The 13,331-nt window shown below is 53.9% G+C and carries 12 protein-coding genes; 8 read left to right on the top strand and 4 right to left on the bottom strand.

Annotated features, from left to right (window positions below; genetic code table 11):
• The first annotated feature begins 51 nt into the window (after window positions 1-51).
• The gene (locus ACO0K9_RS23520) at window positions 52-537 is read left to right on the top strand and encodes an asparaginase domain-containing protein (protein ID WP_422989010.1); all 486 of its coding nucleotides are present in this window, start codon (window positions 52-54) and stop codon (window positions 535-537) included.
• A gap of 7 nt (window positions 538-544) precedes the next feature.
• On the top strand, window positions 545-1,039 hold the full coding sequence (locus ACO0K9_RS23515) for a hypothetical protein (RefSeq protein ID WP_422989008.1): 495 nt from the start codon (window positions 545-547) through the stop codon (window positions 1,037-1,039).
• Here ACO0K9_RS23515 and hisC read toward each other — a convergent pair whose 3' ends face one another.
• Window positions 1,040-2,101, bottom strand: coding sequence for a histidinol-phosphate transaminase (gene hisC, locus ACO0K9_RS23510; RefSeq protein ID WP_422989006.1), 1,062 nt, complete (start codon window positions 2,099-2,101; stop codon window positions 1,040-1,042).
• A gap of 42 nt (window positions 2,102-2,143) precedes the next feature.
• Window positions 2,144-2,614, bottom strand: a complete 471-nt coding sequence (locus tag ACO0K9_RS23505) for a MarR family winged helix-turn-helix transcriptional regulator (RefSeq protein WP_422989004.1) — start codon at window positions 2,612-2,614, stop codon at window positions 2,144-2,146.
• Window positions 2,615-2,652: 38 nt separating this feature from the next.
• Between ACO0K9_RS23505 and ACO0K9_RS23500 the strand changes: the two genes are divergently transcribed.
• On the top strand, window positions 2,653-3,390 hold the full coding sequence (locus ACO0K9_RS23500) for a siderophore-interacting protein (protein WP_422989002.1): 738 nt from the start codon (window positions 2,653-2,655) through the stop codon (window positions 3,388-3,390).
• Between the two features lie 81 nt (window positions 3,391-3,471).
• On the opposite strand, the gene alaC is transcribed toward ACO0K9_RS23500, so the two are convergent.
• Complete coding sequence (gene alaC, locus ACO0K9_RS23495; protein ID WP_422988999.1) at window positions 3,472-4,725, bottom strand: alanine transaminase; 1,254 nt, start codon at window positions 4,723-4,725, stop codon at window positions 3,472-3,474.
• Window positions 4,726-4,966: 241 nt separating this feature from the next.
• On the opposite strand from alaC, the gene ACO0K9_RS23490 reads away from it, so the two are divergent.
• On the top strand, window positions 4,967-5,860 hold the full coding sequence (locus ACO0K9_RS23490) for a Dyp-type peroxidase (RefSeq protein ID WP_422988997.1): 894 nt from the start codon (window positions 4,967-4,969) through the stop codon (window positions 5,858-5,860).
• Here the strand turns inward: ACO0K9_RS23490 and ACO0K9_RS23485 are convergent.
• On the bottom strand, window positions 5,842-8,838 hold the full coding sequence (locus ACO0K9_RS23485) for an EAL domain-containing protein (RefSeq protein ID WP_422988995.1): 2,997 nt from the start codon (window positions 8,836-8,838) through the stop codon (window positions 5,842-5,844). The two genes, ACO0K9_RS23490 and ACO0K9_RS23485, sit on opposite strands and share 19 nt — an antisense overlap.
• A 263-nt stretch (window positions 8,839-9,101) precedes the next feature.
• Here ACO0K9_RS23485 and ACO0K9_RS23480 point away from each other — a divergent pair, with 263 nt between their 5' ends.
• The 4 genes from ACO0K9_RS23480 (at window position 9,102) to kdpB (ending at window position 13,317) form a co-directional block, all read left to right on the top strand.
• Complete coding sequence (locus ACO0K9_RS23480) at window positions 9,102-9,206, top strand: potassium ABC transporter ATPase (protein WP_422988993.1); 105 nt, start codon at window positions 9,102-9,104, stop codon at window positions 9,204-9,206.
• Entirely contained in the window at window positions 9,203-9,292 is a 90-nt protein-coding gene (gene kdpF / locus ACO0K9_RS23475; RefSeq protein ID WP_422988992.1) for a K(+)-transporting ATPase subunit F, read from the top strand. The genes ACO0K9_RS23480 and kdpF overlap by 4 nt, the downstream gene beginning before the upstream one ends.
• Window positions 9,292-11,112: a potassium-transporting ATPase subunit KdpA gene (kdpA, locus tag ACO0K9_RS23470; RefSeq protein ID WP_422988990.1), complete on the top strand. Its 1,821-nt coding sequence runs from the start codon at window positions 9,292-9,294 to the stop codon at window positions 11,110-11,112. Before kdpF ends, kdpA begins: the two co-directional genes overlap by 1 nt.
• An 84-nt stretch (window positions 11,113-11,196) precedes the next feature.
• Window positions 11,197-13,317, top strand: coding sequence for a potassium-transporting ATPase subunit KdpB (kdpB, locus tag ACO0K9_RS23465; RefSeq protein ID WP_422988988.1), 2,121 nt, complete (start codon window positions 11,197-11,199; stop codon window positions 13,315-13,317).
• Window positions 13,318-13,331 lie beyond the last annotated feature (14 nt).

Raw genomic sequence — 13,331 nt, 5'->3', positions numbered from 1 at the left:
GCCGCGTTACAATGTACAACAAATCAACCACGACTATTCAGAGACAATATCATGACCCTGCGCATTATCGCCACAGGCGGCACTTTCGATAAACATTATGACGAACTGGCAGGCAAGCTCAGCTTCGCAGATAGCCACCTGCCCGAGGTGCTGCAACGCGCCCGTCTGACTATCCCGGTGGCGCTGGAAGTCTGCATGCTGGTGGATTCGCTGGATATGGACGATACCCATCGCCAGACAGTCTTGCAGGCTTGCCAGAATGCCGCCGAAGATGCCATCGTCATCATCCACGGTACCGACACCATGCGTGAAACCGCCGAAGTGCTGGGTGCAGCCAAGCTGGGCAAGACCATCGTTTTCACCGGTGCCATGATTCCTTACGAAATTGCCAATTCTGATGCCTTCTTCAACCTGGGGTTTGCCTGCAGCGCGGCGCAATTGTTGCCAGCCGGCGTGCATGTAGCCATGAACGGCAAGGTATTTGCGTGGGACAATGTACAAAAAAATCGCAGTGCCGGTGTCTTCGTCACGAAATGAGGTAGGTATGAAACTGCTGCTGGCCATCCTACTATTCTGTTTTTCCGCGCTGACGCAAGCAGCAGAAACCCGTTTTGACTCCATCTATTTTTTTCAGTCACAAAAACAGCTGGAACAAAAAGGTATCAATGTGGACAGCTTTGGCCGCTATACCCGGGCCTTGCAGACACAGATCTACAAGGCGCTGAAAAAAGTCAAAATGCCGGAAAGCGCCGGCTATCTGGTGGTCGCCATACGCTCTGACGGCGCAGTCACATCCTGGCTGGACATGACGCCAGCCGTGCATGAATATTATGACAACCAGATCTATGAATTGGTACAGAAATTACCGCCGGTAGAGGTAAACAGCGGCATCCTGGTATTTGGCATCAAGATGGCGATAGATACCGCCGTGCACACCAAAAAAACCGTGCCTTCACCACCCAGCTGGGCGGACGCCAAAAAGAAAATTGGCGACCCTGAGAATATCGAAGAGCTGGTGTTGTCGATCTGGCCCGAATAGCTAAGCTTGCAACAGTATCTTCAGTGCTGACACCAGCGCCTCGCATTCGACATCGGTACCGATGGAAATGCGTAAAAAATCGCTGATACGTTCTTGCTTAAAATGTCGCACAACGATGCCAGATGCGCGCAAAGCCAGTGCCAGTTGCTGTGCATCGCGTTGCGGATGTCGCACAAAAATAAAATTTGCTGCCGAAGGTAAGACCTCAAAACCCAGTTCTGTGAGGCTGCTGCTAAGCCGCTCACGGCTGGCGATGACCGCATTGCAGCTTTGTTGAAAATACGCTTCATCTGCAAACGAGGCTATGGCACCGGCGACAGCCAGCTTGTCCAGCGGATAGCAGTTGAAACTGTTCTTGACACGGTTCAACCCGGCAATCAGATCAGGATGGCCAGCCGCAAAGCCCACTCGCAGCCCGGCCAGTGAACGTGATTTGGATAGCGTATGTATCACCAGCAGATTGGGGTAGCGACTGATCAGGCTGATCGCCGTCTTGCCGCCAAAATCCACGTAGGCTTCATCCACCACCACCACAGAATCGCGATTGTGTTGCAGCAGGAATTCGATTTTATCCAGGCCCAGCAAACAGCCGGTTGGTGCATTCGGGTTTGGAAAAATGATCCCGCCATTGGCTTGCAGATAGTCTTCCACGTTCAGGCGAAAATCTGCACCCAGCGGAACACGGTGATAGTTGATTTCGTACAGGCCGCAATACACCGGGTAAAAGCTATAGCTGATATCCGGAAATAATAGCGGCAGCTTATGTTTCAGCAAAGCCTGAAATGTATGCGCCAGGACTTCATCCGAACTGTTACCGACAAATACCTGGTCTGCCTGCAAGCCGTGATAGGCAGCGATGGTGTCACGCAGTGTATCTGATCCTACGTCGGGATACAGGCGCAAGTCTCCAGTGTTCGCTGCCTGTATCGCCGCCATAACTTTGGGTGAAGGCGGGTATGGGTTTTCATTCGCATTCAGCTTGATCAGCCGGTCTATTTTGGGCTGCTCACCGGGTACATACGGCGTCAGCTCGTGTACAACTTCACTCCAGTATTGACTCATGATATTGGCTTCGTTTACATAAATTTTTATTCTGGCAGGCGCTTATTCCGCCGCATCCAGATTGCTTTTGACACGCAGCAATAATTGCTGCAACTGTTGCTGTTCGTGCTCATTGAAGCCGCTGACGGCCTTGCTGTTGAGGCGCTTTGCCTGCAAGTGCAAGCCACTCAATACCGCCTTGCCGTCGGCGGTCAGCGCCAGGTGGACATTGCGGCGATCCGTGGCGTCGGCTTCGGCATCCAGCAGCCCACGGTCACGTAAGCCCTTGATCAGGCGCGCCAGTTGCGCCTTGTCGCGTCCGCTATGCTTGGCCAGGTCGCTTTGGGTAGCCTGGGGCTGCCGTCCAAAAAAACTCAGTACCTTGCCTTCCATATGCGTGATGTCATGCGGGCCGTCGCGCAATGCCTGGTATTGCAGCGACCGGTATTGATGCATGACGGTATGAATCAGATCCAGCACGCCATCTTCACTATTTTGGCGAGAATGGTTGACATTGTCATTTGTTTTGCGCATTATGGTAGATATTGTCAACTAATTTGATGGGTGAATAAATGAGTATAGCCTCTGAAACCAGCCGCGTACAACGCTTACGCCATGAAATCAAACGCCGTAACCTGCAAGTTATCCGTGTTGAAAGCCCGACCCCACAGTTCCGCCGTATTACCCTGAGTGGTACCGACCTGCCGGGCTTTATCAGCGCATCCTTTGACGATCATCTTAAACTGATACTCGCCGCCGACAGCGACAATGTCGTGATGCGTGATTACACCCCCAGACATTACGATGCCGTCAAAGGTGAACTGGTACTGGAATTTTCCATCCATGGCGACGGTCCCGCTGCGGCCTGGGCCAGTCAGGCCGCTATCGGCCAGGCTGTCACGGTCGCCGGGCCGCGTGGTTCGCTGGTTATACCGGTCGACTATGAATGGCATTTGCTGGCCGGGGATGAAACCGCCTTACCGGCGATATCCCGACGCCTGGAAGAATTGCCAGCCGGCGTGCGCGCCATCGTTATCCTGCAAGTACCGCCAGCAGAACGTAGTGCATTAAGCAGTGCAGCCGATATCAGCATTCTCTGGGTAGAATCTGCAGCAGAATTTCTGGCTACGCTACGCGCCCTGCCTTTACCTGCGGGCGACGGTTATGCCTGGTGCGCCGGTGAAGCCGCCACCATGGCCGCAACACGTCGCATACTGGCGCAAGAAAAAGGCCATGCTGGCAGCGCCATGCGGGTAGCGGCTTACTGGAAGCGCGGCTTGATTGCGCATCATGAAAACCTGGAGGCTTGAAGCACAGAATTTCGGTAGCGATAAAAACAAAATGGGGTGATGCTGGCATCACCCCCACTTCTGTTTTGAAACCAGACTTGATCAGCCGTGCACGCCGTCCTGTTTGAACATGGTCTTCAAGCCACGCAATGCCTGGCGTATGCGCGATTCATTTTCGATTAAAGCAAAGCGTACATATTCATCGCCATATTCACCAAAGCCTATGCCGGGTGAAATGCAGAGTTTGGCTTTTTCCAGCACCTGCTTGGCGAATTCGAGCGAACCCAGGTGGCGATAATGTTCGGGGATGTGTGCCCAGATATACATCGACGCTTTTGGTTTTTCCACCATCCAGCCCAGTTCATGCAAGCCCTTGACGAGTACGTCGCGGCGGCGCTGATACTGGTCGCGTATTTCATTGACGCAAGACTGGTCGCCTTCCAGTGCGGCAATCGCGGCCACCTGCACCGGGGTGAAACTGCCGTAATCGTGGTAACTCTTGATACGGGCCAGTGCTGCCACCAGCTCTTTATTACCGACCATGAAGCCTATGCGCCAGCCAGCCATGTTGTAGCTTTTCGATAGCGTGAAAAATTCTACTGCCACATCGCGCGCACCTGGCACCTGCATGATGGATGGCGCTTTCCAGCCGTCATAGGTGATGTCGGCATAGGCCAGGTCATGCACTACCAGGATATTGTGTTCTTTCGCCAGTTTGACCACGCGTTCGAAAAACTCCAGCTCCACGCATTGCGCGGTCGGGTTCGATGGAAAACCGAAGATCATCATCTTGGGCTTGGGATAGGTTTCGCGTATCGCTCTTTCCAGTTCGGCAAAAAAATCCACGCCGGGGCTCATGCGTATCGAGCGGATATCGGCACCGGCAATCACGGCACCATAGATATGGATGGGATAGCTGGGGTTAGGCACCAGTACCGTGTCACCCTTGTCCAGCGTGGCCAGCATCAGATGCGCCAGGCCTTCTTTGGAACCTATGGTGACGATGGTTTCCGAATCCGGGTTCAGGTCGACGTCATAGCGGTCCTTGTACCAGTGCGCAATCGCACGGCGCAGGCGCGGTATGCCTTTGGAAGCAGAATAACCGTGGGTGTCGGGGCGCTGGGCCACTTCCACCAGTTTTTCAACGATGTGTGCCGGGGTGGCACCATCAGGATTACCCATGGACATATCAATGATGTCTTCGCCACGACGGCGCGCCGCCATCTTCAGTTCGGCAGTGATATTGAATACGTAAGGGGGCAGGCGATTGATACGAGCGAAAGAGAACTTTGTTGCAGGCGCAGACGTGCCCTCAACAACCGAACCCCGGCCCGGCGGAGTAGATGTATTTGTCATGATCAAATTGTACGTAGTTCAGACAGTCAAAACTGACTATCAGAACGGGCGCCCGGAACCGTCCGAGCGACGTCGAGGCGATTGCCTCTGGAATTCACTTCATCAGCAGAAATGAAATCTGCTTTGATTGTAGCCAGCAATCCAAAAATGCACAAGCTGCGGTATCCTTGTCACAACAGTCGCTTAATTTTCCAACATTTGTTTTCCAACATTCTTACAGCCTCAAGCCAAGGAGTTATTCATGTCGTTGTACCAGAAAGGTATTTTGCAGCATATACCTGCCCATGCCGTCTACCTTACCCTGAACCTAAAGAACGATACCGAAGTCGTCACCATACAACAGGTGTTGCATACCCTGGCTACAATGACAGACGGCGACACTCTGGTCACCGGCCTTGGTGTCAGTCTGGTACAGGTTTTTGGGAAAAAAGTCGAAGGCCTGAAGGAATTTCAGGGCGTCGAAGGTAGCCGCGTGCGTTTGCCAGCTACACCGGCCGCCCTGTTCTGCTGGCTACGCCAGGGTGAGCGTGGGGCACTGGTACATCAATTGCGTCAATTGCTGCCGGTGCTGGCACCAGCGTTTGAATTGCAACAGCAGGTCGATACCTTCAGATACCAGGAAGGTCGTGATCTCAGCGGTTATGAAGACGGCACTGAAAATCCGGAACAGGATGCCGCCCTGGCCGCGGCATTCGTGGATGGTACGACGGCAGGGCTGGACGGTTCCAGCTTTGTCGCCGTCCAGCAATGGCTGCACAGGTTTGAACGGTTTGATGCCATGTCGGGTGATGAGCAGGACAATGCCATTGGTCGTCGCAAAAGTGATAATGAAGAATTGGAAGACGCGCCAGAATCGGCCCACGTCAAACGCACGGCGCAAGAAAATTTCACGCCCGAGGCTTTCATGCTCAGACGCTCCATGCCATGGTCGGCACAAGACAAGGCTGGTTTGTTTTTTGTCGCTTTTGCTAATTCCTTCACTCCTTTTGAAGTGCAATTGCGGCGCATGAGTGGGGCTGAAGATGGCATCGTTGATGCCCTGTTCCAGTTTACCCAGCCACAGACAGGCAGTTATTTCTGGTGCCCGCCCATGCTGAATGGGAAGCTGGATTTGCGTCAGCTCGGTATCGTCTGATTATCGTCTGCAGCGCGGGCTGTCTGGTTACTCTTGAGCAGCGCCAGAAAACCTTCCAGTGGCAAGGGCCGGGAAAAGAAATAGCCCTGGAAGGCAAAGCAGTTATGTTCGATCAGGAAGGCTCGCTGGGCGCTGGTTTCCACGCCTTCCGCTATCACGTTCAGTCCCAGGTTGACACCCAGCGAGATGATGGCACGCACGATGGTCGCGTCGTTTTCATCATGGTTGAGATCACGCACAAACGACTGGTCTATCTTCAACTGGTTCAAAGGCAGGCGTTGCAGATAGGCGAGTGAAGAATAACCGGTGCCAAAATCATCCATGGAAAAAGCGATGCCCAGCTTTTTCAACTGATGCATTTTTTCTGTCGTGGCATCGACATTGTCGAGGATGGTACTTTCCGTCAATTCTATCTTCAGGCGGGTGGCGTCAATCTGATGGCGGCCCACGATTTCACTCAGGGTTTCGACAAAATCGCATTGCTGGAACTGCTTGGCGCTGACGTTCACCGCCAGTGACAGATTTTGGGTATCAGGATTGCTTTCCCATTGCTTGATCTGGGCGCAGGCTGTTTCCAGCACCCACAGGCCGATAGGGATGATCAGGCCGGTTTCTTCCGCCAGTGGAATAAATTCAGCCGGTGAAATAAATCCGCGGTCAGGATGCTGCCAGCGCAGCAGGGCTTCGGCACCGATCAGCTTGCCATCCGAATTCACTTGCACCTGGTAGTACAGCATGAACTGTTGGTTTGCCAGTGCCACCCGCAGATTTGATTCCAGCATCATGCGTACCACCAAGATCGCCTGCATGGCCGGATCAAAGAAGCGCACCGCATTGCGACCGGCGGTTTTTGCTTCATACATGGCGGTATCGGCGCGTTTGAATAAATCCTTGACCGTGACATCACCACCCTGGAACAGGCAGACACCGATACTGCTCGAACCATGGTGTTCAAAATCGGCCATCTGGTAGGGCTGGCTCAATAGCAGGCGGATTTTTTCGGCGATACGGTCTGCCTGGCGCAAGGCATCATCACGCTGGCTGTTGAGTTCTTCCAGCACCACCACAAATTCGTCCCCACCCAGTCGCGCCACAGTATCACTGTCACGCACACAGGTCTGCAGGCGGCTGGCGGTTTCTATCAGCAGCAAGTCACCGGCATCATGGCCGCGCGTATCGTTGAGGGTCTTGAAATTGTCCAGGTCGATGAACAGAATCGCGCTGTGGGTGTCATTGCGGTTACTGATAGAAATCAGGTGTTGCAGACGGTCCATCAGCAGACGCCGGTTTGGTAACTGCGTCAGTGAATCATAAAAAGCCAGGTTGCGGATCTCGGCTTCATAACCCTTGTGCCGGCTGACATCGGTAAACGACCCTATGTAATTGCTGATCTCACCGTCCTTGTCGGTAACCGCGGTCAGGGTGATCATTTGCGGGTAAATTTCACCCCCCTTGCGCCGGCTCCACAATTCTCCATGCCAGTAGCGATGTTGTTCCAGCGAGATATTGATCTGCGCAAAAAAGTCATCGTCCTGTTGCTTGGTCTTGTGCAAGGGCGGATGCTGCCCTATCAGGTCTACCGGGTCATAACCGGTGATGCGGGTAAAGGCCTGGTTGACACGCAGGACGATCCAGTCAGGATCGGTCACGAAGATCCCTTCCTGCGATTCAAAGGTGCAGGCAGCGATACGCATGTCCTGTTCAGCCTGCTTGCGTTCGGTAATGTCGGTGACAAAACAATGCCACAGCATGGAACCGTCGGCCTCGGGTTCTGGCAAGCCATCCAGATACAGCCAGCGTACGCTGCCATCCTTGCGCCGCATGCGGAATTCACTTTGCCAGGGCGACAGGTTGCGCATGGCATTGCGGATGATTTTGGTATTGTTTTCCAGGTCGCGGCTATCTATGCGAGCCAGCAGATGCAGGGCATCTTCCCTGACTTCTTCATGCGTGACTTCAAACATCTGCACGATGGCGTCGCTGGCAAAGGGAATAGACGCGCTGTGATCCAGGCGTATTCGGTATTGCAGTATCAGGCCAGGCAGCCGCGATGCGACCTTGTTGATGCGCTGATAGGCTTCCTGCATGCGCCGGGCAGCGTCTATGCTTTCGGTCTGCAAGGCGGTAATGATCAGGGTGATCAATACCATGGTCGTCATATACGCCCACAGGATCAGCAGGTTGGCCTGGCCGCCGTCATAAAACGGCCCCATTCCATGGGAGGTGGCCCATGCTGCGAACAGCGAAGTGGTCAGCACTGCCAATGAAGAGCCAGAAATACCAAACCGCATGGCGGCCCATATCATGATGCCGACCGTGACAAAGGTCAGGTGCATATGGCTATACGGTGAGACGAAGATCAACCAGTTTGCTACCACAAACAGTATCAGGAAACCGATGATTTCCTTGTTCCTCTGCATCAGTTCCGACACTGAGCGCCAGGAAAAAGACAGCAGCAAGGGCGCTGCCAGCAAGGCCCCGACCGTATCGCCGGCCCACCAGGTGAGCCAGACCGTTTCCAGGTTATTGGTGAGGCCGTGTGACCACAGACTCAGTACACCACCGGTGGCAGAAATACACATGCCAGCCATGACTGCCAGGCCAAATCCTATGACATCACGACGTCGTGAAAAGTCGGGGCGAAATGACTGCTTGCGCAATAGCCACGTGCTCAACCAGGGGCCCAGCGTACTGCCTCCGGCAATACTGACAGACACCAGCTGTCCAAATCCGGCAGACAGTTCCAGCAGCAAGGCTGCCAGGTAAATGACTGGCAAGGCAGTTTTTCCGTAGCGCAAGAAACCGGTGATGGCGATGCCGGTTGGCAGCCAGATCAGGCTGACGTTCGGATTGGCATAGGGAATCGCCAGGCCGATGCGGCCAGCACAAAAATACACCAGCATCAGCAGCAGCAAATGGCCGATCCGTATTTCTTCTCGAAATTCTGTGGAAAGACCAACTGGCGAGGGCTTAACCATAACATTTGTATAAATACCTTGATGAGCTTTCATTATGCGGCAAAGCATAGAACGCATAAGTGAACTATTGCTACAAATCAGCTACTTGCTTGCTATGGGCCGGCACGATGCCAGGAAAATATTGTCGCAAACATAAAATTCTCTGCTATCACCGGTTTTCCGCCAATTTTTACACTTTCTTTACGCCGCCTCGCCAAGTCTTTATAAATTTTTTACTGCCTGCTCGCTATTCTTCAATGTGTAAAAAATCAATGGGGAAGCACATGGATTATTTGATGGAAATTTTATATGTCGGCGGGTTGCTTGTTTTTTTCCTGCTGGTTTGGGCCTTGATACAGGCCTGCGACAAATTGGGAGCAAAAGCATGAACACGTTTTACGTCATCGGCACGGTGGTGGCTGCCGCCTTGTTTGTGTATCTGGTAATCGCCTTGTTGAATGCAGAGGAGCTATGATGACTACGCAAGCCATAGTGTTATTGCTGCTGTTTCTCGGCGTGTTGCTGGTGCTGTCTTACCCCCTGGGTTTGCTGATCGCCAAAATCGCCGATGACAAGGCCGCTGTTCCCGGCATGGGCTGGCTGACCTGGCTGGAAAAAGGTCTGTATCGTCTGGCCGGCATTAAAGCTGATGCTAAAAATGATATCGGCATGGGCTGGAAGCAGTACGTGATTGCGCTGATCGTCTTCAATACCCTGGGTGCGCTGGCCGTGTACGTGGTGCAGCGCCTGCAACTCTGGTTGCCATTGAATCCCCAGGGTTTTGCCAATGTCAGTGTTGATTCCTCGTTCAATAATGCCGTCAGTTTTGTCAGCAATACCAACTGGCAGGGCTATGTGGGCGAATCCACCATGAGTTACCTGACCCAGATGCTGGTACTGGCCGGGCAGAATTTCTTTTCTGCGGCCACCGGTATCGCCGTCGTATTTGCGCTGATACGCGGTTTTAGCCGTCACTCTGCCAGCTCCATAGGCAATTTCTGGACCGATATCACGCGTTCCACCCTGTATCTGCTGCTGCCTCTGTCGGTCATTTTTGCTGTCTTCCTGATGGCACAGGGCGTGATCCAGAATTTTTCGGGCTATAAAGACGTGCAGTTGCTGGACCCTGTCACCTACAGCCAGCCCAAGCTGGGCACCGATGGCCAGCCGCTGAAAGATGACAAAGGTGCAGCGGTCATGGAAACCCTGACAACATCGGTACAAACCTTGCCCATGGGGCCGGTTGCTTCGCAAGAAGCGATCAAGATGCTGGGGACGAATGGTGGCGGTTTCTTTAATGCCAACTCTGCACATCCGTATGAAAATCCAAACTACCTGAGCAATTTCATGCAGATGATAACCATCTTCCTGATCCCGGCAGCGCTTTGCTTTGCCTTTGGTCGCCTGGTGGGGGATATGCGCCAGGGCTGGGCGGTGCTGGCAGCCATGACTATCCTGTTTGTCGTGATGACGGTGACGGTCATGGTGTCGGAACAGCAGGCCCATCCCGTACTGGCATCCCTGAATGTCGACCAGGCCAGCTCTGCCTTGCAGGCCGGCGGCAATATGGAAGGCAAGGAAACCCGCTTCGGTATCAGCGCTTCCAGTCTGTTCGTGGCGATTACCACCGCAGCTTCTTGCGGTGCGGTGAATGCCATGCATGATTCCCTGATGCCGGTCGGTGGCCTGGTTCCTATCGTCCTCATGCAATTCGGTGAAGTGGTGTTTGGTGGTGTCGGCAGTGGCCTGTATGGCATGCTGATCTTCGCCATACTGGCAGTATTTATTGCTGGTCTGATGATAGGTCGTACACCCGAATACCTGGGCAAGAAAATCCAGGCGTATGAAATGAAGATGACTTCCATCGCCATCCTGGTGACACCGGTACTGGTATTGGCAGGCACCGCGATTGCAGTGATGGCGGAAGCCGGCAAGGCCGGTATTCTGAATCCGGGTGCGCATGGCTTTTCTGAAGTGCTGTATGCCTTTACCTCGGCTGCCAACAATAATGGCAGTGCCTTTGCCGGTATCAGCGCCAATACGCCGTTTTATAACATCTTGCTGGCGATAGCGATGTGGTTTGGCCGTTTTGCCATGATCGTTCCCATCCTCGCCATTGCCGGTTCACTGGCGGGCAAGAAACGCCTGGAGGCGAATGCCGGCACCATGCCCACGCATGGACCCATGTTCATCGCCTTGCTGGTTGGTACCGTCGTCCTTATCAGCGTACTCAACTATGTACCTGCGCTGGCATTGGGACCGGTAGTCGAACATTTGCAGCTCATGTCGAAATAAAGCGGATGCCTGAATCAGAGTCGCGGTGAATACCATGTTTTTCACCGCGCTCTTCAGGCTCACACGTAGTTTAAGGGGATTTTCATGTCTAGTACCAGTGTACAAAAAACGATGGACAGTCTTGCTGGCAGCAAGCCACGCCTGTCCTTATTTGATTCCAGTCTCATACTGCCAGCCGTCATCGATTCATTCAAGAAGCTGAGTCCGCGCACGCAATTGCGCAGCCCGGTGATGTTCGTGGTGTATGTCGGCAGCATCATCACCAGCGCCTTATTCGTGCAAGCGCTGATGGGGCAAGGGGAAGCCAGTCCTGGTTTCATCCTCGCCATCTCGGTCTGGTTGTGGTTCACCGTGCTGTTTGCGAATTTTGCCGAAGCCCTGGCAGAAGGCCGCAGCAAGGCCCAGGCAGCGTCGCTGCGCGCATTGAAGCAAACCGTGATGGCCAAAAAACTGGCAATACCAAAACACGGCACGAGCTGGTTGCCAGCACCTGCCAATGACTTGCGCAAAGGCGATGTGGTGCTGGTCGAAGCGAACGATGTCATCCCTATCGATGGTGAAGTTATCGAAGGCGTGGCCACCGTGGATGAAAGCGCGATTACCGGCGAATCAGCACCGGTGATACGTGAATCCGGCGGTGACTTTTCGGCCGTGACGGGTGGTACCCGCGTGTTGTCTGACTGGCTGGTAGTGAAAGTCACGTCGAATCCGGGTGAAGCCTTCATCGATCGCATGATCGCCATGGTGGAAGGTGCCAAACGTCAAAAGACACCGAATGAAGTTGCGCTGACCATCTTGCTGGTGGCCCTGACCATCATCTTCCTGGCAGTCACCGTGACCTTGCTGCCATTCTCGCTGTTCAGTGTGGATGCCGCCAAGGCAGCCGGTATTGCCTCTACCCCGATTTCCATCACGGTGCTGATTGCCCTGCTGGTTTGCCTGATACCTACCACTATTGGTGGCTTGCTGTCAGCCATTGGTGTCGCCGGCATGAGCCGCATGATGCAGGCAAACGTCATCGCTACTTCTGGCCGTGCAGTGGAAGCCGCAGGCGACGTCGATGTACTGATGCTGGATAAAACCGGCACCATTACCCTGGGTAACCGTCAGGCTTCGGATTTTTTCCCGGCACCCGGTATCACCCTGCCACAACTGGCCGATTCTGCCCAACTGGCATCGCTGGCCGATGAAACCCCGGAAGGCCGCAGTATCGTCATTTTTGCCAAGCAGCGCTGTAACCTGCGCGAACGTGAAATGGCATCACTGCATGCCACATTCGTGCAATTCACCGCCCAGACCCGCATGAGCGGTGTTGATATAGCCGAGCGTGAAATACGCAAGGGTGCGGCCGATTCGGTCAAAAAATATGTGGAATCCAAGGGCCGTCCATTTCCTGCCGAGGTATCGCGGGTGGTGGAAGATATTTCCCGTCGCGGTAGCACACCGCTGGTGGTGGTGGATGATGGCAAGGTCATGGGTACGATAGAACTGAAAGACATCGTCAAGGGCGGCATCAAGGAAAGATTTGCCGAACTGCGCCGCATGGGTATCAAAACCATCATGATCACGGGTGACAACAAGCTGACCGCTGCTGCGATTGCTGCGGAAGCCGGCGTCGATGATTTTCTGGCAGAAGCCACACCAGAAGACAAGCTCAAACTGATACGCAGTTACCAGTCAGAAGGCCGGCTGGTGGCCATGACCGGTGACGGCACCAATGATGCACCGGCCCTGGCCCAGGCTGACGTTGCCGTTGCCATGAGTTCCGGCACCCAGGCGGCAAAAGAGGCCGGCAATATGGTGGACCTGGATTCGAATCCCACCAAGTTGCTGGAAATTGTGGAAATCGGCAAACAGATGCTGATGACACGTGGTTCCCTGACCACCTTCTCGATTGCCAATGACATCGCCAAATACTTTGCGATTATCCCGGCCGCCTTTGTCGCCACGTATCCACAGTTGAAGGCGCTGGACATCATGCACCTGACCAGCCCGTCGTCAGCCATCATGTCAGCGGTGATCTTCAATGCCCTGATCATCGTGTTCCTGATCCCGCTGGCCCTGAAAGGCGTCAAATATCGGGCCATCGGTGCATCCCTGTTATTGCGTCGTAATCTGCTGATCTATGGCGTGGGTGGCATCGTGTTGCCCTTCATCGGCATCAAGCTGATTGACGTCATTCTGGCTTTGCTGCATTTGGCCTGATCAGCGTTCACCAT

The organism is Undibacterium sp. Ji50W, from assembly GCF_049340445.1.
In the GTDB taxonomy this organism is placed as follows: Bacteria; Pseudomonadota; Gammaproteobacteria; order Burkholderiales; family Burkholderiaceae_D; genus Undibacterium.
Note: the sequence above shows the minus strand (reverse complement) of the source record. Positions and strands in the feature narration are given on the sequence as shown.